At 51.8% G+C, this 23788-nt stretch carries 18 protein-coding genes; 10 read left to right on the top strand and 8 right to left on the bottom strand.

Annotated elements, in window-relative coordinates; genetic code table 11:
* Positions 1-47: 47 nt before the first annotated feature.
* On the bottom strand, positions 48-2714 hold the full coding sequence (locus CA13_RS19390; RefSeq protein ID WP_146399412.1) for a DUF5060 domain-containing protein: 2667 nt from the start codon (positions 2712-2714) through the stop codon (positions 48-50).
* A gap of 103 nt (positions 2715-2817) precedes the next feature.
* Positions 2818-3951 carry an exonuclease/endonuclease/phosphatase family protein gene (locus tag CA13_RS19385; RefSeq protein WP_146399410.1) on the bottom strand — a complete coding sequence of 378 codons (1134 nt, stop codon included), beginning with the start codon at positions 3949-3951 and terminating at the stop codon, positions 2818-2820.
* Between the two features lie 417 nt (positions 3952-4368).
* Here CA13_RS19385 and odhB point away from each other — a divergent pair, with 417 nt between their 5' ends.
* From odhB to CA13_RS19345, 9 genes are all read left to right on the top strand, one after another.
* Positions 4369-5676, top strand: a complete 1308-nt coding sequence (odhB, locus tag CA13_RS19380) for a 2-oxoglutarate dehydrogenase complex dihydrolipoyllysine-residue succinyltransferase (protein WP_146399408.1) — start codon at positions 4369-4371, stop codon at positions 5674-5676.
* A gap of 69 nt (positions 5677-5745) precedes the next feature.
* Positions 5746-6390, top strand: a complete 645-nt coding sequence (gene pdxH, locus CA13_RS19375; protein WP_146399406.1) for a pyridoxamine 5'-phosphate oxidase — start codon at positions 5746-5748, stop codon at positions 6388-6390.
* A 269-nt stretch (positions 6391-6659) separates the two neighbouring features.
* The gene (locus CA13_RS35385; protein WP_419194579.1) at positions 6660-9080 is read left to right on the top strand and encodes a GumC family protein; all 2421 of its coding nucleotides are present in this window, start codon (positions 6660-6662) and stop codon (positions 9078-9080) included.
* Positions 9052-9936, top strand: coding sequence for a sugar transferase (locus CA13_RS19370; RefSeq protein ID WP_419194578.1), 885 nt, complete (start codon positions 9052-9054; stop codon positions 9934-9936). The genes CA13_RS35385 and CA13_RS19370 overlap by 29 nt, the downstream gene beginning before the upstream one ends.
* 143 nt (positions 9937-10079) lie before the next feature.
* Positions 10080-11051, top strand: coding sequence for a tRNA (adenosine(37)-N6)-dimethylallyltransferase MiaA (gene miaA, locus CA13_RS19365; protein ID WP_146399402.1), 972 nt, complete (start codon positions 10080-10082; stop codon positions 11049-11051).
* Between the two features lie 139 nt (positions 11052-11190).
* Positions 11191-11955, top strand: a complete 765-nt coding sequence (locus CA13_RS19360; RefSeq protein WP_419194577.1) for a glucosamine-6-phosphate deaminase — start codon at positions 11191-11193, stop codon at positions 11953-11955.
* The gene (locus CA13_RS19355; RefSeq protein WP_146399398.1) at positions 11952-12866 is read left to right on the top strand and encodes an N-acetylglucosamine-6-phosphate deacetylase; all 915 of its coding nucleotides are present in this window, start codon (positions 11952-11954) and stop codon (positions 12864-12866) included. The genes CA13_RS19360 and CA13_RS19355 overlap by 4 nt, the downstream gene beginning before the upstream one ends.
* Positions 12824-15283, top strand: coding sequence for an AMP-binding protein (locus CA13_RS19350; RefSeq protein ID WP_419194576.1), 2460 nt, complete (start codon positions 12824-12826; stop codon positions 15281-15283). The genes CA13_RS19355 and CA13_RS19350 overlap by 43 nt, the downstream gene beginning before the upstream one ends.
* A gap of 8 nt (positions 15284-15291) precedes the next feature.
* The gene (locus CA13_RS19345; RefSeq protein ID WP_419194575.1) at positions 15292-16125 is read left to right on the top strand and encodes a homocysteine S-methyltransferase family protein; all 834 of its coding nucleotides are present in this window, start codon (positions 15292-15294) and stop codon (positions 16123-16125) included.
* 8 nt (positions 16126-16133) lie between these two features.
* Here the strand turns inward: CA13_RS19345 and CA13_RS19340 are convergent, their stop codons facing one another.
* Entirely contained in the window at positions 16134-17303 is a 1170-nt protein-coding gene (locus CA13_RS19340) for a site-2 protease family protein (RefSeq protein WP_146399394.1), read from the bottom strand.
* Between the two features lie 266 nt (positions 17304-17569).
* Here CA13_RS19340 and CA13_RS19335 point away from each other — a divergent pair, with 266 nt between their 5' ends.
* Entirely contained in the window at positions 17570-18019 is a 450-nt protein-coding gene (locus CA13_RS19335; protein ID WP_146399392.1) for an RbsD/FucU family protein, read from the top strand.
* Here the strand turns inward: CA13_RS19335 and CA13_RS19330 are convergent.
* The 5 genes from CA13_RS19330 to CA13_RS19310 form a co-directional block, all read right to left on the bottom strand.
* On the bottom strand, positions 18016-19302 hold the full coding sequence (locus tag CA13_RS19330; RefSeq protein WP_146399390.1) for an outer membrane protein assembly factor BamB family protein: 1287 nt from the start codon (positions 19300-19302) through the stop codon (positions 18016-18018). The two genes, CA13_RS19335 and CA13_RS19330, sit on opposite strands and share 4 nt — an antisense overlap.
* 122 nt (positions 19303-19424) lie before the next feature.
* The gene (locus tag CA13_RS19325) at positions 19425-20534 is read right to left on the bottom strand and encodes a WavE lipopolysaccharide synthesis family protein (protein WP_146399388.1); all 1110 of its coding nucleotides are present in this window, start codon (positions 20532-20534) and stop codon (positions 19425-19427) included.
* 16 nt (positions 20535-20550) lie between these two features.
* Positions 20551-21327, bottom strand: coding sequence for a glycosyltransferase family 2 protein (locus CA13_RS19320; protein ID WP_146399386.1), 777 nt, complete (start codon positions 21325-21327; stop codon positions 20551-20553).
* A 44-nt stretch (positions 21328-21371) separates the two neighbouring features.
* On the bottom strand, positions 21372-21695 hold the full coding sequence (locus tag CA13_RS19315) for a hypothetical protein (RefSeq protein WP_146399384.1): 324 nt from the start codon (positions 21693-21695) through the stop codon (positions 21372-21374).
* A 21-nt stretch (positions 21696-21716) separates the two neighbouring features.
* Positions 21717-23788 (bottom strand): ABC transporter ATP-binding protein (locus tag CA13_RS19310; RefSeq protein ID WP_419194574.1); only part of this gene is annotated, 2072 nt, incomplete at its 5' end.

Below are 23788 nucleotides of genomic sequence, written 5' to 3'. Positions count from 1 at the left end.
CGCTCACCTCTCTTCGAGTTCAGGATGAATCGAGAAGTTCGTTCACACTAATTCGTTTTCCGAAGCACGATCAGACGTTCTTCATCATCGCCCGACGGGTAAGCCAACGTCACCTTGTAGCCACCCGGGACCACCGCTTGCTGTTCCTCTACCAAAAACTCACCCGTCCGCGGATTGAAGACTTCCACCGTGAACTCACCAGTCGCATCCGACAGGTCTAGTTCCGCTTGGTCGGCGGTTGCTAAAAAAACGAGATAAATCTCACCCGGCTTAGCAAGGCAATAACATGCGTTGTCGCGGGAATCCATTCCAACCAACGAATCGGATGGCACCATTTCAACAAACGGAATGTTTTGGTTACGGAAAAAGTTCAAAGCGATTCGGCAGTAGTCCCAACTGCGATCACGTGATCGCCAATCTTCACAAACCAAATCATTCTCGATGTACTTGTAGCCGAAATAGTACTCCACTCCGGCACCTCCACCCATCAAGCTTCCCCAAAGGGTTTGTCGACGTACATCATGTTCGGTGTAGGTATCTTTGCCGGAAGAGTCTTTTCCATCATAGCCTTTGTATCCGATATCGGGACATTGACCATGTGCGGCGGTTCCCGATTCGTCGAATGCGACCACCCATGGTTTGCCTGCTTTGGTTGACGCTTCCACCCAGAAAACGGTTTGCCAATGTGTGTCATGAATGCCACTGTTTTGCAGCGATACCCCTGTCAAATTCGACGCGTTGCCGAGCAGCGGTTGATAGACTTTTTTCTGCTGGTCGGGGAAGGTGTGAATGACAATGTGGTGGTCATAAGGATCGGTATCGGCGATGTAGTTGATCATCGCTTGCTGCTGCGCGGTCGTTTGTGTATTTTCTTCGCCGAGGTTCCAATTCAGTGCCAAATTGTGACCGAATCGTGCAATCAGTTCACGTAGATACAACTTTCGCTGTGGCCCCAAGTTACCACCGTCAAGTGACTCGGGAACAAAACGCGTGTTCTTTTTGTTGTGATCGTCAATTTCGGTTTCTTGCAACTTGAAATGCAGATACATGCTTTTTTGGGTGCCATGATCGAAAACGATTCCCCATTGGTCAAGTTTGCTGCAATCGTAATGCATCTTGTCATTGCGATCGATAAAGGGCCACACATTATCGCCGTCGCCACCCGCGTTGTAGGTCAAGAAAGAAAACGCATTGCATCCCTTACCGGCCAAATAGTTGACTGCACCAATCAAGCCTTTTCCTTTTCCTTCTTTCCACGTTGGATCACCCGCGTTCCAATCCGCAACGTGGGGTTGCCATGACTTGAGCGGCACTTTCTCTGCCTTGCCAGCGATCGTGTTATCGAAGTCGGTATAGGCAAGCAGCGTCTCAGGTGCATCCGCTCCTGCCTTCAGGAAGAACCTCTTGCTACCGGCGTGTTGTAGGTATCGCTTGCCAACGTATTGCAGTCGACCTTGGGCCAATAGCGCATCGCCCGTTTTGTTAGATTCGCTAACCTTGATCGTATTGGTTATTGAATCACACGATTGGATCGGAGTTGCACTCGCCGTTGAATCGACCGCGGTGTTCTTCCCCTGAACGAAACGAGTCGTATAAGTCCAGCGACCCGCTCGATCGGGTGCAAAGTGAACACGCCATTTTGTCCCCGATTCAGCGGATGTGTTTGCAGCGTCGCCATCCGCAGCAAAATAACCAGGTACATTGTAAGTGGTGCCATCATCATGGCGAAACTCGACCGAGAAGCCATAGTCGGTGAACGGATTGGGTTGGTTGTCTTGTTCGTGAGCAAAGGGACCATCAAGGGTCAACGTGACTTTGTGCCAAACCATCGCATCACCGGAAACGACAATATCGCCCTTTCCATCCGCACCACGAGGTTCGATCTTCGGAAGCGAACTAACGGGCTCCGTTGGACTGGACGATACGTTGCGAGAGTTTTCCGCTGGCTTTGCAACATCCACAGGTTTGGCGGCGACTGTTGGAAACGGTTTGGGCAACTTACCACGATGAATCGTCGTCGTTGGTCCTGCATCATCGGGTCGGGCAAAGTTGCGATTCGTCGTCATCAACCATTTATCGAACTCGAACCCATCTTCTCGCATCGAAAACGAGATGATGTGTTGACCAGGTTTGTCGATGTCCAAGTAAATCTTGTACGGTTCACCACAATGCTGCTTCTCGGTTCGCTGTTTGCTATCCCATCGCCAAGAGTTCTTGCCCTCACACCACTGCAAACGTTGTCCCGACGCAGGCCATTGGCCATCGATGCCGACGTGCAATCCGTTATCCTCCGAACCGCTGGAATAAGCTCGCACCCAAACGTAGTAACGACCGGGATTGCTAATTTGCACCTTATAGTGCAGCACAGCCATTTTTCCTGGTTGCGGCGAAAAGTTGACGCCAGTAATCAATTTGTCCGCATGAGTTCGCCGAGTGTCGGGCAAAATTTCCAGGTACGCCCCGCCGCTTGCGCCGCCAACATGGGGTGGATCACCATCCGGTTTGATGTCAGGACTTGTGTCGGAGGTTACCAAATAGAACGCGCGTGTTTTGGTTTGAGTTTGCTCAAAGAAGTGTTCAGCTTCGACCGCAACCATGCCGTCCTGTTCTGCGACAACCACGCCCGATCCCACGATCGGCGTTTGGGCATAACTAGGTTGCGAGATGAGCCCTAAAACAGAAAACAGCGCAACGAGGCAAGCAGTGCGAATCATGGTTTGAATCACTTCGTAGTTGGTAGGAGGAATTTCTTCTTCTAACAGACTACTTCGCTACGCTCACCGATGCTACGCCTCTGACGCTCGGTTGTACCGGTGGCTACAATTGGCCGCCCTCGTTCGCTGTGAATTCGGCATAGGCTGGCAAATGACTGGTCACCACTTCCGCCTCGGCCAAGCTGAGATTGTAGACTCGCAAAAAGTCGAGCACACCACCGCGACCTAGATACTCACTGCAAGTGGTCGTATCCATCAAGATATTGCTCGTTTGGTAGCGGCCAAAGATGTCCGTGGGAACGCTTCGCACCGCCGCCCGCACTCGATCGCCCGCGATAGTTGGTACTAGATAGGCATCGTCGGCTTGGAACAATCCCATCAAGACGACATCGTCCTCACCACGTCCGTCCGCACGAACGCTACTGGCGATTCCTGGTAACAACGCGACTTCCGTCGGCGCCCGCCCCAGATCGATTCGAATGTTCACCAACGAAAATGTCCATGCACTCCGTTGATCTGGCTGTGTCGCTTGAAACCAAGCAACTAACGGGTCAAAGCTCATTTGGTTTTCTGGGTCCGCAACGGTGTAAATTTGGGTTCGATCCACACGAACTCGCGCCGTATCAAAAACGAATGCTAGCTGTTCCTGACGTCCCGGTGGCCCACTTGATTCCCCAAGCACATAATCATAGCGGCGTCCCGATTGATTCACTTCGTCAACCAAGCGAGGAATGAGGTCGCGTTCGATCGCTGAAATCTGTTGAAGTGCAACGATGTCAAATTGATTGATAATGCGAACGACATTTTGGCGAGCAACTCGATTTGCTAATTTCGTGGGCCCAAAACCATCGAGCGCCCAAGCCGCGATGCGAATGTTCGGATAACGTTTTGGTGGGCGTCCCGAAACTAAATCAGCGGAGACCGCGTTACTGGCTCCAAATTCCGATGGCGTGCCAACCGTTTTTCGCGTCAATGTGAAGGGATTGTCATCGATCGATGAACCGGATGAGGAAGCCGCGTTAAAGTTCCCCGAACTATCGAAACTAGAATCAATGCCCCCAACGCCAGAGCGAAAATCGGCCAGCTCGATCGGCATATCACTCGATGGCTTTGCCGTCACGCCCACGCCATCAAGTCCATGAACTTGATAGTGGTGAAAAAAATACCCCGCTCCACCGACGAGCAGAAGCACGACGGCAGCGAGCTGTATCGAATTACCACGGTTGGATTCGGACATGCGTGAAAGTAACTGAAAATGATGAAAAGGGAAAACTTGTCCTCAATAGTGGCTTAGGATCATCTGCTCAGATCAATCCGACGCCACTGTTCAATCCGACGCCACTGTTGGGGCTATCGTTTTTGTGGGGACGAAAAAACCGAGTTCTCACCCAGCATGCGCATCGAACCAAACCACCCGAAGTCATCAGTCGCAGTAATCAAATCGAAGAGGCTAAGCCAAACGTGGCTCGTGTGAACCGCTCAATTCCTCTATCCGGCACACCTAGAAGGGTTTTCCCCGGTGGTTTTGCTGCTACACGCGTCATAATCCAGGCTCTCGTCAAAAGCAGGTAAAAAAGGCCACTGACAAACCATTCGCCGGGGCGGTACGATAGTAGAAAGTCCCTTTTCCCCTTGTAGCGAGCCGAAGACAATCGTGAGCGAGTCTATTAACGTCGATGTCCCAACTGTTGGCGAATCCATCAGCGAAGTGCAGATTGGTCAGTGGCTAAAAGCCGAAGGGGACTGGGTCAACGAAGGAGAGGATTTGGTCGAAATTGAGACCGAAAAAGCGTCGGTCCAAATCCCAGCACCGGCCTCGGGGATCTTAGAAAACATCACCAAAGCAACGGAAGAGTTTGCCACCGTTGGTGAAACCATCGCAGCCATTCGGGATGGCGAAAAGCCCGCCGCGGCAACGCCGCCTAGCAGCACAGAAAAAGAAACACCAAAGGCAACGCAAGCTAATAGCCCCCCACCATCGCCCTCCACCGCCTCGGGAAATGACGATTCGTTCGTGATGCCGGCTGCTCAACGGTTGCTCGAAGAACATGGACTGACCGCCAGCCAAGTTCCCGCGACCGGACCGGGCGGACGGCTTCTCAAAGAGGACGTCATCACGTTCGTTAAACACCGAAGCGAAGAGACCGGCGTGGCAGGTCCCACCCACATCGAGCAATACGCACCCAAGCCAGGTCCATCCGCTGCTTCGGTCCCCACGCGTCAAACCGCGACCACATCGCTCGTTTCGGAGTCGTTGCCTCATCGCAGCGAAGAAATCAAACCGCTCAGTATGTTGCGCCGGACGATTGCGGCTCGATTGGTCGAAGCACAACAAACCGCAGCATTGTTGACGACCTTTAACGAAATCGACATGCAACCAACCATGACGATTCGCAGCAAGTACAAAGACGCTTTTGCAGAAAAGCATGGTGTCAAACTTGGCTTCATGTCGTTCTTTGCCAAAGCGGCTGTCGAAGCGTTACGGCGATATCCAGCAGTGAACGCGGAAATCCAAGACAACAACGTCGTCTACCGCCATTACCAAGACATTGGCATTGCGATCGGTGGTGGGAAAGGTTTGGTCGTTCCCATTTTGCGGAATGTGGAACGAATGTCGTTTGCCGACATCGAAGTCACAATCAGCGAATATGCCAAACTAGCAGGCGAAAACCGTTTACAGCCATCTGATTTGATGGGTGGAACCTTTACGATTAGTAACGGTGGCATTTACGGATCATTGCTAAGCACGCCGATTGTCAATCCTCCTCAGAGTGGCATTCTTGGGTTACACTCAATCCAAGATCGGCCGATCGCTGTCGATGGAAATGTCGTCATTCGTCCGATGATGTACGTCGCCCTGACCTATGACCACCGCATCGTCGACGGCCGCGAAGCAGTTGGCTTTCTTCGCACCATCAAGGACGTAATCGAAGACCCTGCACGTCTATTCTTGGAACTTTAACGCGTTGCTTGGACCTGTAACGTCACACGCTTTCTCTTTAACACTACTTTTTCATCTCCGCTGCATTCAATGGATCTTGCATCTTTACGTCAAGAGTACTCGCGTGAAGCCCTTGACTTGGACTCGACCAATGCCGATCCGCTAAGACAATTCGAGCATTGGTTCGCACAAGCAATGCAGGCCGAACTGCTTGAGCCCAACGCAATGACCTTGGCCACTGTCGACGCCACCGGTCGTCCCTCAGCACGAACGGTACTGTTAAAGATGTTTGACGAACGCGGATTGGTCTTCTATACGAATTACAACAGTCGCAAGGCCCAGCAGATCGAACAAAACCCGAATGTCACGCTGCTGTTCCAATGGCTACCGCTACAACGACAAGTCGAGATCAACGGAACCGCGAGCAAGGTTTCAACGGCCGAATCGATGAAATACTTCATGGTTCGACCTCGCGGCAGTCAATTAGGGGCTTGGATTTCGCAACAAAGCTCGATCATCTCCAATCGCAAAATACTCGAGATGAAGCTGCAGGAACTTAAAGCCAAGTTTGCTGGCGGTGAGATTCCACTCCCGGATTTTTGGGGGGGCTATCGAATTAGGCCGCACCGTTTCGAATTCTGGCAAGGTGGCGAGCGCCGCTTGCACGATCGGATCGAATACACTTCCCAAAATGATGACGGTGATACCTGGACGCGCCAGCGTTTGTCGCCCTAACCCTTCTGTCCGGTCTGGATCGGTACGGCACGAAAAACCAAACCAGCTCTCTCTTCCCGCAGAACCAATCCGCATTGGGCCACCATGCCGTTGTGGCTATCCGGTTTCTTCTCTTTGTAGGGCACGAACTCTCTGAAGTTCACTGCCACGCGCAATGTGCCGAGTAACTTTGTGGGGCAGCGTTAATTCGGATTTGGCGTATGCGCTTTCATCATCGCAACCATCCGCCAAAAAAATGTTCGAGATCACACCTGCATATGTAATCTTCCATGGTTGGAAAATCTCACGATCCCGCTGACTCATACGATGCGTTACCATCCACTGCGAACGCAACGCATGAGCATCCTCGAATGTCGTTGCGACACGCTGCGCCGAAAGGTGGCATGCCGGAATTCAGTGATCTGATTTTAGCCTGCCGTCACCATTTGGTTGCAACATGCGTGATCGGCCTGATTGTGTCCTTGGGGCTAGCGATCGGTGCTTGGCATCTTATTCCTCCGCAATACCGAGCCAAGGGTTTATTGCGTGTACGTGAACAGCGGAATGTCGTCTTCGCGGCACAAACCACGCGTGCGGATGACCTTGCATTCTTTCGATCGCAAGCGAAGTTGGTGGCATCACCACAAGTCCTCGCAGTCGCGATGAACGATCAGGGACTAAAGCCTTTCACCAGTGAACTTCCCGAAACCGAACGCATCGAGTGGCTCGCAAAATGTCTCGACGTGGAAACCGAAGCGGGTTCCGAAGTGATGAGCATTGTTGCCTCACATCGGTCACCACGTCTTGCCCATGCGCTTTCGTGCGCTGTGACACAGGCTTACCTCGCCGAGATCACGAACCGTTTGGCCTATGACTACCAACAACGGGAAAGGGAACTCGAACGAGCGGCACGAGCTGCCGATGTTGAGCTGGACAAACTCTGGGACAAACTCAACAGCGTCGCGGAATCGGTCGGAACGGATCGATCGGAATCGATGACCCTTCGCGATGAAATGCAATTCCAAGCCTACCGTGATTACGCTCGACAACTGCAAGCAGCGCAACTTCGCGGCAACCAGTTGCAATCCAAATTGGCGGAAGAAGAGCAAGAATGGGCGGAACAAGTCGCAAGCCGTCCCGACGTTGCCGACGCAGCACTTCATCAACACCCTGAAATCATCCAAGCGAAAAACGCACTTGCGCGCTTATCACAAAAAATCAACCAACTTCGGGACATCGCGGTCGACCCAAATTCACCGCAAATCGTGACGCTGATGGAGCAACAACGGTTGATTCTCGACGACATTGCCCAAAACGAATCGCTAATTCGATCAGAAATCGCCGAGCAATCTCGCAGCCAAACCATGATCGAGCGTCAAGCAACGTTAACTGATCTGAAACAGCAAATTCAATTGAATCGAAGCGAAAAAGATTTCTTACGCGAACGGCTGTCCGAAATGGATTCCGTCGTTTCCGCGTCGGTCGAAACGACCGCAATCCCGCTGGACATGTCACGTCACGCAGTGGAACGCCAAAGCCGTTTAGCTGATAGTTTGTGGCAATCGCTGCAAGAGCTAAAAATTGAAGGACAATCGCAACCACGAGTGACACTGATTGAACTAGCCAAGCTTCCCGAACATGCCACGCATTCGAAGCAACTCAAAGCCGCCGCCGGCTCCGCACTTTGTGGTTGGATTCTTGTTGTATTTGCGATTGGCTACCGAGAATGGCGTGCTTGCCGCGTCCGTTTTGCTGACGACGTGGTTTCCCATTCACGTTTCCCCGTATTTGGCACATCTGCATTCGCCAAATCCCAGTCAAACACGCTGTCATGGGCCAAGCATATTCCTCAGGAGAATGGCGTTAACGAAGCCGCCGTGAATGTTTTCCTGAAGCGAAATCCATCGACGCTCGCGCCAACCGTAATGGTCACAAGCTGTACGCCCAAAGAACTGAGACATCGTGTTGCACAAGAACTTGCAACCGTGCTTGGGGGCTATCGCCGTCGTGTATTAGTGATCGACTGCGACACGGGACCGACGCGACTGAGCGACATGCTCGGAGTCGCCGATGCCGAAGGGATGGTCCAACTATCAATCGAACAGGCAATTTCGGATTTGGAAGGCGACTCGGGTGAAGAGGCTTTCGACGCAGTTGCCAAGCGAATCATATCAACCGATCACCCCCAAATTCATCTTTTGCCAGTTGGCTTTTTCGAACAGCAGCAAACGTGGATTGACCCGCGAACGCTGCGCCGTGTCCTAAATATGATGCAGTCGCGTTATGACGCGATCATTGTCAACGGACCATCCATATTAGGCTCTCCCCAGGGTCACTTGCTTGGCGCCGAAGTGGACACCAATCTGCTCGCGGTCCAGGTCAACAAGACCCGATGGAGTCAAATCGTTCTTTGCGAACAAGCTGCCTATCAAGCGGAATTATCGATGGGTGGTGCAGTACTTTTCGATACTCAAAACCCAATACAAGGCCAATTGCGTAGCGTCCGTCAAACACTCCCCAAAATTCCTCCAAAGAAGCTTCCCTCGCCAAAGAGTGCAACCGCACGCAAAAACTCCGATGAAGACCTGCTGTGCGTCGAAATCGAAGAATTACGAAGTGAACTGCGCAAGCTTCAGCCAACCTCCATTTCCTCCCCGTCCCACACGAACTCCCAATCCACTCATGATTCAAGGTCTCTCGACACCCACTGAACCATCGCCGACATCCTGGAACCTTCGCTCTGATTTCTACGTTCATCCTTCGCTTATTCGCTCAACGAGTAGATCAAGTGACGAGATTAACATCGCACCCCCAGAGCCAAGTCACTATTTCCAGATCAAGTCAGTGACCGACCGCTTACTATCCGTAGGCATTCTGACATTCGCATTGCCGGTGATGTCGGTCGTTGCGCTTGCGATTCTTATCTGTGACGGACGTCCGATTTTCTTTCGGCAAGTTCGAGTTGGAAAGAAAGGGAGTCTCTATCAAATTTGGAAATTTCGCACGATGCAGCGCAACGCGGAAAAGGGCACGGGCGCGGTTTGGAGTCATACCGCAGATGCGCGTGTGACTCCACTAGGACGTTGGCTTCGATGTTCTCACCTTGACGAACTGCCACAATTGTTCAACGTCTTAGCAGGTAACATGAACCTTGTAGGACCACGACCGGAACGTCCTGAATTTGTCGAGCGGTTAGCAGAGGAATTGCCCAACTATCTCGAGCGAACTCAAGTCAAACCCGGCATCACAGGTCTCGCCCAACTACGCTTGGGCTACGACGAATCGCTAGCCGGTATCCCGGAAAAGATCGCACACGACATGAAATATATTCACAGCGCGAGTCTGCTCGTCGACATCCGCTTGCTGGTTGTAACCCTGCCGCACGTTATTCGGCAAGTGTGGCTCAAAGTTGCGAGCAATCGACAGCGTGTTGTGGGGACTTCGTCTGGCCACCAACAGGAAAAAGCCATCACAACGATAGAGAAACGGAAACGTCCAATGACGCCTCCCACCGTCCGAACCCAGCCGATTCGCGCCACATCACTCACGCCCCAAGAAGTTGCCTAGCATCCACGCGATGACTCCCACCTCATCGGCACGCCCTGCCCTGCTGACCCCAGACGTTGTATAGTCTTTAGAGATCGGTCGAGTGGACCGATATGGATAAGACCAGACAATTTCTTTTTGCATGAGGGACTCAAACAGGGCCGATGGACGATCGAATCGACACCTACGCGTCATTGGCCCCCTACGCGTCATTAGCTCAGCGAGTGATCGTTATCACGGGTCCCACAGCGTCGGGAAAAAGCGAAATTGCATTGGAATTGGCCGCGCGGATTGGCGGCGAAATTTTGTCGCTTGATTCGATTGCCGTGTATCGTGGAATGGACATTGGCACGGCGAAACCGACGTTGGAAGATCAAAATCGGGTACCACACCATTTGATTGATTTGGTTGACCCAAACGAATCATTTAGTGTGGCATGTTATTTGAAAGAGAGCCACCGAATCGTCGATGAACTCGAGGCGAAGAACACGCCTGCGATCTTTGTCGGAGGGACACCAATGTTTTTAAAGGCCGTCCTGCGAGGTTTTGACCCAGGACCGCCCGCCGACGAAGCCTTTCGCCAGAGTGTCGAACGGGACCTCGCGCAATTTGGCCCGCTTGCACTGCATCAACGTTTACAGCAAGTCGACCCACTAGCCGCCCATCGAATCGCGCCGACGGATGCGCGCCGGATGATCCGCGCGCTGGAAGTGGCATATCATACGGGCCAACCTCTGAGCCACCGACAAATCCAGTTTGATCAAGCGGTTGCCGCTTTGGCGTGTAACGTGTTTTGGATGAGTTGGGACCGAGCGAAATTGCACCACCGCATTAACGAACGTGTCAATAAAATGTTCACATCCGGTTTGGTCCAGGAAGTGCGAGGATTGCTCGATAACTATGGGACGTTGTCCAAGACGGCAGCTCAAGCGGTAGGTTACCGCGAATTGATTGAGAGCTTCGAAACGGACAATGATCTCGAAAAAGCAAAAGAATTCATCGCGATTCACACTCGCCAACTCGCCAAACGCCAAGAAACATGGTTCCGCTCATTTAGCGAAATTCGAACGGTTAGCCTTGACGAGAACATGAATCCGGAATCCGTAGCCGCAAACATTGAAAAACAGCTCGTCTGAGCTGTTCACTGCATCTCACGCTACGGTCTCGCTATAGGATGAGAACTCTGGCACAATAACCTGAAGGCATTAAGGCGTTGTGGCACAGAAGCGATAACGCCACCTCCTTCATCGAGTCTCGCAAAACACAAAAAACATCATGCGTATGCTGCTAGCGGCCAATCGGCAATCGATGGGCAAATGGGTTGCCAAACAAGCATCCGAATGCCTTCGTCAAGCGATTGAAGAACAAGGAAAAGCATCGATCATCGTGGCAACCGGTTCGTCTCAATTCGAGGTGCTCGGCGCATTGATTAAGCAACCGAACATTGATTGGACGTGTGTCGAAGGGTTCCATCTTGACGAGTACATTGGGCTGTCCGAAGAACACTCCGCTTCCTTTTGCCGATATCTAAAAGAACGATTTGTTTCGCGAGTTCCGTTGGCGGACTTTCATTATTTGTACGGCAACCAACCGCCAACCGAGACCATTGACCGTATCGGCGGATTGCTCCGCGAAACCACCGTTGATGTTGCATTGGTGGGAATCGGCGAGAATGCTCACTTGGCCTTTAACGATCCGCCTGCTGATTTTCAAATTACCGATCCCTACATCACCGTCACACTCGATGAGGCGTGCCGTCACCAACAAGTCGGTGAAGGATGGTTTGAATCGATCGAGGATGTCCCCAGGCAAGCGATCAGCATGTCGATCCAGCAAATCTTGAAAGCGAAGCAGATCTATTGCACGGTCCCGGATGAGCGAAAAGCCAACGCTGTCCGTGCAACTTTAGAAGGACCGATCGATCCGCAAACGCCCGCCAGCATTTTGCAGTGGCATCATGGGGTCCACTTCGCTTGCGACCGCGCTGCAGCCAGCAAGCTTTCGCGAAACACGCTCGACCGTATGGAGCGGGTGAAGTGAGCGGCTTTGTCGATTTGCAAGTCAACGGCTACGGCGGTGTTGACTTCAATTCGGAGAAAACCGACGAAGCCGCGATGGTCGAGGCCTGCGAACGATTGAAGGCGGACGGCGTCCAATCGATATTGGCGACCGTGATCACCGCTCCGCTTCGGTCAATGGTTTCGCAAATCGATCGGATTGCGAAGTCGATCGACAACGTCTCCGAAATCCGCGATGTGGTAGCAGGCATCCACATCGAGGGCCCGTTTCTAAATCCCGACGACGGATTTGTCGGTGCTCATCCCAAAGCAGCTATTCGGCCGGCAAATTTAAGTGATGCACAACAATTGGTTGATGCCGGTCGTGGGCACGTTCGGCTCCTGACGCTCGCTCCTGAATGTGACCAATCTGCAACCGTCACAAACTTTCTGACGAATCAACAAATCACAGTCGCTGCGGGACATAGCAACGCTTCGCTTGATCAATTGGACCAAAGTATCGATGCAGGACTTCGCCTATTTACCCATCTTGGCAATGGATGTCCGGCGATACAGCCTCGTCACGACAATGTGATCCAACGAGTGCTAAGCCGATCCGATCGTCTAATGATTAGCTTTATCGCCGATGGGCATCACGTCCCCATGTTTGCACTAAAAAACTATTTCGCACGCGTGCCTAACGAAAATATCATTATCGTGAGCGATGCGATCAGCGCAGCCGGGCTTGGTCCCGGCGACTATCCGCTTGGTAACCAAACCGTCCACGTCGACCAAAGCGGGGCTGCCTGGGCCCCATGCCGGACGCATTTCGCTGGCTGTGCCACGCCGATGAATCGCATGAAGCAGCTTCTAATCGCGGAAATAGGGGCCGATAACGTGTCCCTTGATACTTGGATGAGAACGAATCCGAGAAGGTTGATCGAAAACGTCTAATTTCGCTCGCCCCGCGTGTCGTTTATGGTGATATGGGTGAGAACGCTCACTCGCTTGCCGCGATCGGGCAACCAGACGGAATTATTTCAGCATTATTTTTCGAGAGACTACCTCGCGTGAGTGGATTGCAAATTGGATTGTTGGCGGCCGCCTTGATTGTCGCTTTGACCGTTTCGGTCGCGATTTTTTCGCCGCGACGTTTCATCCGAGGCTTCATGCGACCTTTGCTTTGGGCGTTGTATCGAAAAGAAGTCATCGGACTCGAAAACTTGCCCACCGAAGGTGGCTATGTCGTCGGCAGTAACCATGTTTCGTGGATCGATGGAATTTTGATCCTATGGATGTTGCCCAAGAACATCCGTTTTCTCGTCGACGCCGAAAATTTCGACAATGCTATCACTCGATATCTAGGAGCCGGATTTGACGTCATCTTGATGAAAAGCAATCCGAAATCAATCGGCCGAGCCCTCAAGACGGCTCGCGAAGGCTTGAAGGCAGGCGATTCGATCGGCATTTTTCCGGAGGGAACCATTTCCCGAACGGGACAGCTTCAAGCGTTCAAGCCAGGCGTGCAGAAGATCCTCAAAGGAACCGATGCACCGATCGTTCCCGTGTGGCTCGATGGAATGTGGGGAAGCGCGTTCAGTTATTCAGGCGGCAAATTATTTTGGAAATGGCCGACCATGCTGCGACGGCGATTGACGTTGTACATTGGAAAGCCACTTCCAGGCGACACACCACTTGAAATGGTACGCTCCCAGGTGCAACAACTTGGTGCGCGAGCGACGATCGAACATCGCGACGCTTTCCCGGCGCTTGCACGACGAGTGATCCGCACATGGCGAAAAAAAGGACGTCTATTACAGTGCGCTGATTCATTGGGTACGGAAGTGAACGCCCGCGATATGTTGGTCCGCGTTCTCGTGCTCCGGCGTCTTCTGCGTCGCGAAGTATTGAGCAAGGACGAACAGTACGTCGGAATTCTTTTACCCCCGAGTGTCGCCGGAGTCGCCGCTAATGTGGCTTTAGCTCTCGACCGGCGCATTTCGGCGAATTTGAATTACACCGTTAGTAGCGATGTGATGAACCACTGTATTGGGGAAGCCAATATCAAGCATGTCTTAACAAGCGAAAAGTTCTTGAGCAAGTTAGATTTGCAACTCGATGCCGAAATCGTGCTGCTCGATTCTTTTGCCCAAAAAGTGACAATCATGGATAAGCTGATTGGCTTTGTCCAAGGTCGATTGCTGCCGACGTTTTTACTTGACCGAATTTTGGGTCTTCACAAAGTAGACAAAGATGACTTGCTCACGATCATCTTCACCAGCGGCTCAACGGGAATGCCCAAGGGAGTGATGCTGAGTCAAGCAAATATTAGCCACAACGTCGATGCGATCGAACGTGCGATCAAGCTGAATATTCACGATGTCGTGATGGGCATTTTGCCCTTCTTTCATTCTTTCGGGTATGCAGTCACGTTGTGGGCCGTCAATACGCTCGGCCCTGCGGGCGTTTATCACTTCAATCCACTCGATTCTCGCCAGATCGGAAAGCTGACGAAAAAATACAAAGCGACGGTCCTGTTAGGAACGCCGACGTTTTTGCGTAGCTATCTACGTCGGGTTGAACCCCAACAATTCAAGACGCTCGATGTGGTCGTGGTCGGTGCCGAGAAGATGCCCCGAGATCTATTCGATGCATTCGAAGAACGATTCGGTGTGCGCCCGGTAGAAGGCTATGGCACCACCGAACTGAGTCCATTGGTGTCGGTGAACATTCCGCCGACTCGCTCGAATGCGAAGTTCCAAATCGATCGCCACGAAGGAAGCGTCGGGCGGCCATTGCCTGGAATCTCCACCAAAATCGTCTCTACTGATGACGGGTCGGAATTAGCCGCCGGCGAAGATGGCATGCTGTTGGTGACAGGACCCAATGTGATGAAAGGCTATGCGAACCAAGAGGAATTGACGGGCAAGGCGATTCAAGACGGATGGTACGTTACCGGCGACATCGCCAATGTGGACGATCAAGGTTTCCTACATATTACCGGACGACTAAGCCGGTTCTCGAAAATTGGTGGCGAAATGGTTCCGCATGTCACCATCGAAGACGAGTTGGCGAGACTCTACGCCGATGGCGACGCGTCCGATAACGATGATGACGAGGGACAACGAGTTTGTGTGACTGCCGTTCCCGATGTCAAGAAAGGTGAGCGGCTGATTGTTCTGTTCAAACCACCCGCCCAGGATTACGACAAAGTTCGGGCCGCACTCAACAAGGCGGGATTGCCGAATCTCTTCATCCCATCGGCAGACAGTTTTTTGGAAGTCGAAAAAATTCCACTGCTAGGAACAGGCAAGTTGGACATCAAAGGTGCACAAACGGTTGCACTAGAGCATTTTGGTTCGAAGTCATAGGCATCACAGTGACAAGCTCGATCGTGCTACTGGACGGCCCCATCGGGACGCAGCTTTCGTGTCGGGGCGTAGCGGTTGATTTGCCGAGCTGGAGCGCCCGTGCGATCAACACAGCACCTGAAATCCTGTCGCAAATCCATCGTGATTATGCGGACGCGGGAGCGGTGGTGCATACCGCTAACACGTTTCGAACGCGGCATCGTACCGTTGGAAACAATTGGCGTGAGCTAACTGCAAAAGCTGTCGAAATCGCTCGCCATTCCGTTCCGATCGGACACCGCATCGCTGGCAGTCTTGCCCCAATTTTCGACTGCTACCGGCCTGACCTTTCGCCGAGCCACCCTCGAAACGAGCATGCCGAGATGGCAATCGAATTGGCCTCGGCGGGATGCGATCTGGTGCTTTGCGAGACATTTCCGCACGTGGGTGAAGCAATCGTGGCGGTGGACGAATCCGTTAAGACGGGGTTGGAAACCTGGGTCGCATTCACGGCGGGTCCGAATGCGGACTTATTGAGCCCTTATGAAATGGCCGAAGGTGCGCGGTGTGCCGTCGATGCCGGCGCTGCGACGGTGCTGGTGAACTGTACGAGCGCGGCACAGACGACTCCGTTCGTAAAATCGCTCGCTGGCGCAAAACTCAACGTCCCGATCGGTGCTTATGCCAATGCAGGCCCCGCCGAAGATTGCCTCGGATTTGCCAATGTGTCCGAACACGGCATCAAACAGTACTGCGACTTTGCGTTGCAGTGGATCGAACTCGGTGCAACGCTCATTGGTGGTTGCTGTGGCACAGGCCCGATGCATATCCGAGCGATTCGAGATCGATTGCTTCGCAACTAGGATTCAAGTTACGAACGCGCGTCAAAATGACCGACGGGGATGGGACTTGCGAGATGTTTTGCAATTGATCCTCGTGCGAGCATCGAGTCGAGATCGAGCAGGCCCATCAATCGACCGGCTTCGTCGACCACGGGCATTTGACGGTACTTACCGCCTGTCCCCAACAGAACATCTTCGAGGTTGCTGCCAACATGAATCGATGGCACGCCGTGGTCGGCTAATTGACCCGCAGTTGTATGTGGCGGTACTCCGGATTGGATCGCCGCAATAATTTCCTTAAAGGAAAGGACGCCCACGACTATCCCGCCCGTGGCAATCACGGGCAAGCTTGCCGACGACAGGGCCTGCCAACGCCCGGCAACGTCATCGAGCGTGGCATCCATAGCGATGGACGTTGGAAACTGAACCATGCAATCGCCAACCCGTAACCCACGGACCGATTCCATCATCTCGACTTGCTTGGCTTCGGCCATTCCCGCATAAGCGATAAACATGGCGATTAGCACTGGCACGGGGGCTTTGAAGTAGATACCCACGCTTGCCATCAAGATAGCGCACACAATCCCAATCCTTGAAGCCACATAGGTCGCGGTACGGTAATCCGTCACCATCGCCAAGAAACTTCGCAGCACGCGTCCACCGTCCATTGGAAACGCAGGGATCATGTTGAACAGGACAAGCATCGTGTTGATCGCCAACATCGCAACAGCAAATCCAAAGATCGATGGTTGGGCGAACACTTGGTTCGCGGCTTCGTAAGTTGCTTCGTCGGTAGGCAATCCCACCACGGCAAACAAGTATCCCCAAGTACCAAGCACGAGCATTCCGCCCAACAACAGGGTTACAATAACGACATTCACAGCAGGACCCGCGACAGCAACGACCAATTCTTGCCAAGCAATGCGGGGCATTCGCTGCAGTCGAGCGACACCGCCAATGGGCAATAAAGTAATATCGATCGTCGGAATCCCGAACCGCCGAGCAGCCATCGCGTGCCCGTACTCGTGCAGGGTGACACAAAGAAAGACACCAAAGAGTTGCAAAACGCCGAATGCCATTCCGCCGAGACCTTCGGTCTGCGATTCAAAGGCGACGTAGGCAATTAACAGTGCAAATGTCCAATGGACATAGAGATCAATCCCTAGATAGGTTCCAAGTTTTAATCGGCGTTCGAACACGCAGGCTCCGTTACAACGAATCTTGTTTCTGGCATAATAGCGACCTGTCCACGGGTCTGCTCCGTTTGATCTTACCCACGAATTGGTAAATGCCACCACCCGTACTGCTAATGTATTTTTTCAGGTGCTGCCGACAAGAGACGCCTTCACTCCGCAAAAGTGGGTAAAAAGTTGCACTTTCGCGAAGTAAAAGGTGACATTGAATCGCAAACCGGGCAGCTAACAACTAAGAGTCGTTTCTCTCCATTCTACTACTGGATTCCAAGATGCTTCGACACAAACTCCTACACCCCCAAATTTCCGCAGCCATTGCCGCGGCAGGCCATCACAGTACGATCCTCATTTCGGACGGGAACTACCCAGCGTCGAACAAGCGAGGGCCAAGAGCAGAACTCGTGAGTTTGAATTTGATGGTCGGCGTGCCAACATGCAATCAAGTTCTCGAGGCGGTTCTTTCGGCGGTACCCGTGGAAAAGATCCAAACCATGCAGACCGAAACGAGCGGCCCCTACGCCCTCGATGGCGATCCCGAAGTATGGCAGGACTATCGCCAAACGATCAAAAACGAAGGGCTCGATCTAGAGCTTGAACCGATCGACAAATGGTCGTTCTATGAAGCAGTCGCGACCGAAGACCATGTCTTGACGATTCAAACCGCCGATTTGCAGCGCTATGCGAATATCCTGCTGAGCATTGGCGTTCGCATGGACGACTAATCATCCAACTTCGCCAGCAGCGATGCGCAGACCAACTCTTCATCGTTGCGAGCGAAGATGTGTCCATCGGAAATCGCCGGTGCGGACCAGCAGACACCATTGCGCCGGTTTAACTGCACACGAGTCGGGCCGATCAGCTTGGCTCGAGAATGCTCATGGAAACCGTCGGGCGAAAGTGTTGCGTAGATCAACTCGCCCTGTTCGTTGAGCATAATTTCTGAATCACCGTGGCGAATGATGTGTATCGTTCCCCAACGATTCCGTTTGACTGCCGTAAGGTTTTCCCAAACTCGATCGCCGTTTGACATTTTCAAACAGCGAAGTTCGCCATAGCTATCGACGCCGTAAATGTAGTCTCCTTTCAAGATTGGGTTACTGATCATGCATTGAAGTGCGTCAGTGTTTTTCTCATCCACTCCGACACGATGCCACAGTTTCTTTGCCGTTGGCTTTTCCAAATCAAACTCGATCAACATTGATCCATCATAGAACGACGACACAAATAACTTGTCGTCTTGAACCACGGGCGTCGGAACCCCAATCGGCATCTGTTTCGGCAACATGGGAATGCCCCAAAAAACCTTTCCCGTCACTGGGTCAAGTCCGCTGACCGATTCGCCCGTCCAACAAACCACGACCTCCTGATCTCCTTGGCGGATCAATATCGGGGCACTGTAGCCTGCCTTCTCATCTAGCGACCGCCACCGCTCTTCGCCCGTTTCTTTGTCCAATCCCACCACGCATGCGCCATCTTTACCGGCAGCGACTTGAATGACCAAATTGTTGTAAACAAGCGGCGAAGCAGTGATACCCCAAATCGGCATTCGGGCTTTGAAATCTTTCGCCAGAGCGCGGCCCCAGACCACTTCACCTGTGGCTGCATCAAGACAATGAAAATCGCCCATCGCTCCAACCACAAACGCTTTCCCATCGTCAATCGTCACACTAGCGCGTGGACCTGCGGTGTATGAAATCGTGTACTCCACTTGATAGACGTGCTGCCACAGCGGCTTGCCGGTTTTGGCATCGAAACAAAGTACACGTTCGACCTCTTGTGTTTCATCCCCCGTGCCATGGTCCGTAACATAGACTCGCCCCGCGGCAACCGTCGGGCCACTATAGCCAGCACCGATGGTCTGCGTCCAAAGACGAGGAATTTGTCCATCGGGCAAAGTCTCCATCAACCCGGTTTCATGGAGCACGGCATCCCGACCGGCACCTCGCCACTGTGCCCAATCCTCGGCGTATATTGGTGTGATCCAGCAAACCAGAAGCGTTCGCATGAGAACGCGAATAAGTATTGTGCGCACGTGATATCAGTGAGAAGAGCTAAAAAGGTGTCCAGACGCTGCTTCTATTAGCGTAGCGTCAGCGACTCCTGTCAACCGTTCTCGGATCGCAAGAGTCACGCAACATGTCTCAGCGAATGCGTTTCTTCCTGAACCTTGTGACACCAATCCATATCGAAACTTGGCAGAATCGCATTAAGCTTTTGGCCTCGTAAATCTTCAAGCGTTACTGGAGGATCTAGATTCTGCTGAGAGATATTGATCCAATCGCGAAAAGTACAGACTGCCCAATTGCTGTACTCGTCTAGGTCACTCAGTCGGTGGTCAAGATGATAGTTATACTTTGGCCATAAGAAGTTCAAAGAGGATCGGTCCACGCAAATGAAGCGATCCGATAGAATTCGCCACCACTGCTGAATGCTACCGTCGAGCGGAATGTCGAGTTGCTCAAGAAAATGCCGACAGAGCATGACCTCCGACATCGGTTCGGAAACCCATTCGTCAAAGTTTTGTGGATACGTCAACTTGACCTCCGGTCCCGCCAAAGGCATGGACCAATAAAGGGTCAGATCTTCCACGCGTCCGAACATTAGAATGTCCGATGGGTGATAGGGAATATAGAGCCGTGTTGCATGATCAAGTACAGCGATTCGTTCTTGTTGAGCACCGCCTTGATCGATCGGAAAGGCTTTTAACAACCCTACCAAATAGTCTGCGATCCGCGGTGCGTGCATTCGTGAATCGGTTCGAGTCTTGACCGCATAGAGAGTGCCTAGTTCCTTGGCCTTCCTCAAACCGCAACGTGTTGAGACGATTTGCATGTTCAAATTGGCAGGCCCGGGATGCTCAGGTTCCGGGCTAGTCACAACATGAACGCCAAGATTCTCGATCGCACTCAACGTGGAAGGAGGCGTAGTATCCCAAGTCGATAGGATAATGGGATTACCAGGAAACAGATCCAAATAGGACTTTAATGATTCGAAGGTCTGGTTGTCTTCTTCAATGACAGGCCCCTGGACGACGACCGCGATATTGGTCTTCGATGTTGGAACAACAGGACGGCAAATCGAGGTTTTCGTATAGGTTCTTGTCACTTCCCAATTATCTTCATAGCGGCCCAATTCAGCGTTAACACGATCACGCAACCTGCGAAAGTGGTGTCCTCGCTTTTTGGGATCGCTCGTGATCAACGACACGAGCCAACAGATAAAATTCCACTTCCACATCCGAATGAACCTTCGTCTAAGCTGAAACGCGTCGTTGCGAAAAGGAAGATTGAATTCTGTTCTCGAATCCTCGAGCAAGAAAACGTGTCAGGTCGTCGGGAGTTCCTAATCCATGCATTTTACTCCCAGCATCTCCGATGTCACTTGTCGCAATACTTGCCCCTTTGCGGATCATTCGAGAATAAACCGGTGCAACATAAAACTCGTTCTTAGACCGATCATTCGCTTTTATCATTTCACAAGCGGAACTGACAAAATCTGATCCCCGAGCAAAATTGTAAATGCCAACGGTCGCCTCATCTGACACCACTTCTTTCTCGACGATTCCTCGAATCGAGCCAGTGGAATCACGATCAATGTAAGACCATTTCGGCGAATTGTCTCTCATCGTCATCACCAAACCATCGACACCGCTTTGGTCTGTTGCGTCAAGATAGTCATCAATGGAATAGTCAATCCATTGATCACAATTGGCAATCATCAAAGGGTTTGAGTTATCAATCCATTGCTTTGCCAACAGAACGGTACAAGCAGCCCCCTGTGTGACACCTTTAACCGAAACAATTTGGCAACTTGGTGCTTGTTGTTTGAGAGTGCGAGGCAATGGATAGTCTTTTAAATGTTCCTCTTGGCAAATAAACACGAACCGGTGAGGACGTTGGGGACGGACGTTTTCGATAACCGCTTGGATCATCGGTACACCATGGACGTCAATCAAAGGCTTCGGGTCCTGGTAGCCGGCCTCTGAAAACCGGGATCCCCGACCAGCCATTGGAATTACAATATTGAGCATCCTTGCCCTCAAACTAGATTGATGGTGAAAACGGAGTAAGAAATTCAGTCTAAATACTTGTCGTTTGGCTCACTGGGAAACTTCAAGACGACGGTCACCGTGTCTTCAATCGCAGTGAAATCCGTTGATTCATTCGGGTCCACTTGAACGATTTCTCCTGCAATGTATTCTCGATCGAACATGCGAACTCGCCCGGTGGCGACCACCGTATATTCGGTCGCAATGCGATGATGATGACTCGCCTCATGAGCTCCTGCGGAATAGCACTTCACAGCCACTTCCACGTTCTCTTGGCGTACCAAACACGGGTCAAAGTTGCCGGTCAGCCAACCTCCCACGAAGTCTTTTAAATGTAGTGTTGTAGCCATAAGAAATCCTTTGTGGAGCGACTATGCAACTTGATGTGTGGTCGTATCGCAAGGTTGCCGCTCGATCGTCATCGTCCCATGCTCAAAACTTAGCAAGAAGTCCGCCCTGTCGAGCATCGTTGCACGATGGGTGATAAAAATAACGGTGCAATCTTTACAGGATTCATCGAGAGTTTGAAAGATCAGCCGTTCGCTTTCCATATCAACTTGGCTGGTTGCCTCGTCGAGAATCAGTATCTCGGGATTACGCAAAATCGCTCGGGCCAATGCGATGCGTTGCCTTTGTCCACCACTGAGCCGAAGACCATTGTGCCCGATCATAGTGTCATACTGCTCAGGCAACTCATTGGTGACGAAGTCATCAGCGTGCGCAAGTTTTGCAGCCGCCACGATTTCTTCGCGAGTTGCTTGCTCGACACCATAAGCAATGTTGTAAGCAATTGTTTCGTTAAACAACTCGGTTGTTTGTGTGACTAAGGCAATGTGGCGACGAAGGTCTTTTAATCGGAGGCTACGGATGTCCACACCGTCAAGACAAACGGCCCCCTGTTGAGGGTCATAAAAACGGCAAATCAAGTTGATCAGCGATGATTTTCCTGCTCCATTAGGACCAATGATTGCTATCTTGCTACCGAACGGAATTTGCAGCGAAACATCATTGAGAACATTGTGAACCCCATCATAAGAAAAATGGACTTGATTCAACTCAATGAAGCGATGAGGAGTTGGCCTTTCCACTGGTTCGGTCGGATCGGCAATCAACGCTTGTCGGTCTAGTAAAGGATAAAGCATGTTGGCAGCAACCATCCCCGTATTAATGCCATCAATGACTTGCGCCATTTTCCGAACTGGATCGGTTGCCCCAACAAGCAACCCAAAGAAAATTAGCATTGACGCAACTCCCATCGGTCGATCCGCGATCGGAATGCCCCAAATCATCGTTGCGCGATTCAAGACCATATAGGAACCTGCAACGATGGCCGTCCCCATCATGCCCAATGCAAGTATTTCAGTGACGGGACGATTGAGTGCGTTGAATAGGACAATTCGCATTGAGAAACCTTGCATGTCCCTAGTCGCCTTGTCGAACCTTGCTTGTTCGTGCGACTCGCGAGTGTAAGCCTGGACCGTTCGGATATTGGACAACGATTCAAGCATCACATGATGCAATCCCATCGATTGCTCTAAAAACTTCTGGCAAATCGTCTTTAGGAAACGGCTAAGCATCACAATCATGAACACGACAACGGGAACCACAACTAGACTCAACAGCAATAGTCGCCAACAAATTAGGCTTGCACCGATCAAGCAGGACAGCAATTTCATTGGCTCACGAATCGCGCCACCATAGACACTCACAATTCCACCCGACAACATTTCGGTCGTATGAGTGATATGGGCAACAAACCCGCTGTTTCCGTAGCCCGCAAAACCAGCCTGGTCCATGCTAAGCGCCTTTGCAAAAATTTGTTGTCGTATTTGCCGGGCGATGGTGGTTGCAATAAGCGAAACCGCGTAGGTGTTGGCAATCATCAAGACATGTTTGATTCCTGTACCGATGCAAAGTAAACACATTACAAACACGACGGTTTGAAAGGGGCTCGCAGGCATGTAGTCGTCGATCCAAGGTTTCATCGCTTTTGATGATTTGAGCGAGGCGATTTCTGCGTCAAGTTGGACGTTCAGTGCTTCAACTTGCAATTGATCCTCAGCCTCAGCTTCCTGAAATTGCTGTTCGACAGCTTTGATATCGTTCTCGATGGAGACGATACGATTCTCCGTGGCATCGATTTCGTTATCAACCCATTGCTGCAACGATTCTCCAGCAATCGTCACTTTGATCACCGGGAAAAGCGCACCAATATTGGAACCCCACAGAGCCCCGGTACCAACCGAACAGAGCGTTGCTAGCAATAGCAACGGCCAAAAGCGAAATGCGTCGCCTAGAGCGCGGCGAAAATTCTTCATCCTTGTATCAACCAGCTGGCGTCCGTGCGATTGTTCAGGGGCTATGCGATTGTTCAGGGGCAAAATGTACATGCCCAACCGAACCGCCACATTAATATGCGGCCTCTTGTTGTCTCGTTCAACGG

The organism is Novipirellula herctigrandis, from assembly GCA_007859835.1.
GTDB lineage: Bacteria > Planctomycetota > Planctomycetia > Pirellulales > Pirellulaceae > Novipirellula_A > Novipirellula_A herctigrandis.
This window is presented reverse-complemented; position numbering and strand designations above follow the sequence as displayed.

Excerpts from the sequence above, each read along its gene's own strand:
- CA13_RS19385 (WP_146399410.1), bottom strand. The coding sequence starts at position 3,951 with ATGTCCGAATCCAACCGTGGTAATTCGATACAGCTCGCTGCCGTCGTG.
- CA13_RS19335 (WP_146399392.1), top strand. The coding sequence starts at position 17,570 with ATGCTTCGACACAAACTCCTACACCCCCAAATTTCCGCAGCCATTGCC.
- pdxH (WP_146399406.1), top strand. The coding sequence starts at position 5,746 with ATGGATCTTGCATCTTTACGTCAAGAGTACTCGCGTGAAGCCCTTGAC.
- CA13_RS35385 (WP_419194579.1), top strand. The coding sequence starts at position 6,660 with ATGGTTGGAAAATCTCACGATCCCGCTGACTCATACGATGCGTTACCA.
- miaA (WP_146399402.1), top strand. The coding sequence starts at position 10,080 with ATGGACGATCGAATCGACACCTACGCGTCATTGGCCCCCTACGCGTCA.
- CA13_RS19320 (WP_146399386.1), bottom strand. The coding sequence starts at position 21,327 with ATGCTCAATATTGTAATTCCAATGGCTGGTCGGGGATCCCGGTTTTCA.
- CA13_RS19330 (WP_146399390.1), bottom strand. The coding sequence starts at position 19,302 with ATGCGAACGCTTCTGGTTTGCTGGATCACACCAATATACGCCGAGGAT.
- CA13_RS19390 (WP_146399412.1), bottom strand. The coding sequence starts at position 2,714 with ATGATTCGCACTGCTTGCCTCGTTGCGCTGTTTTCTGTTTTAGGGCTC.
- CA13_RS19315 (WP_146399384.1), bottom strand. The coding sequence starts at position 21,695 with ATGGCTACAACACTACATTTAAAAGACTTCGTGGGAGGTTGGCTGACC.
- CA13_RS19360 (WP_419194577.1), top strand. The coding sequence starts at position 11,191 with ATGCGTATGCTGCTAGCGGCCAATCGGCAATCGATGGGCAAATGGGTT.
- CA13_RS19370 (WP_419194578.1), top strand. The coding sequence starts at position 9,052 with ATGATTCAAGGTCTCTCGACACCCACTGAACCATCGCCGACATCCTGG.
- CA13_RS19325 (WP_146399388.1), bottom strand. The coding sequence starts at position 20,534 with ATGTGGAAGTGGAATTTTATCTGTTGGCTCGTGTCGTTGATCACGAGC.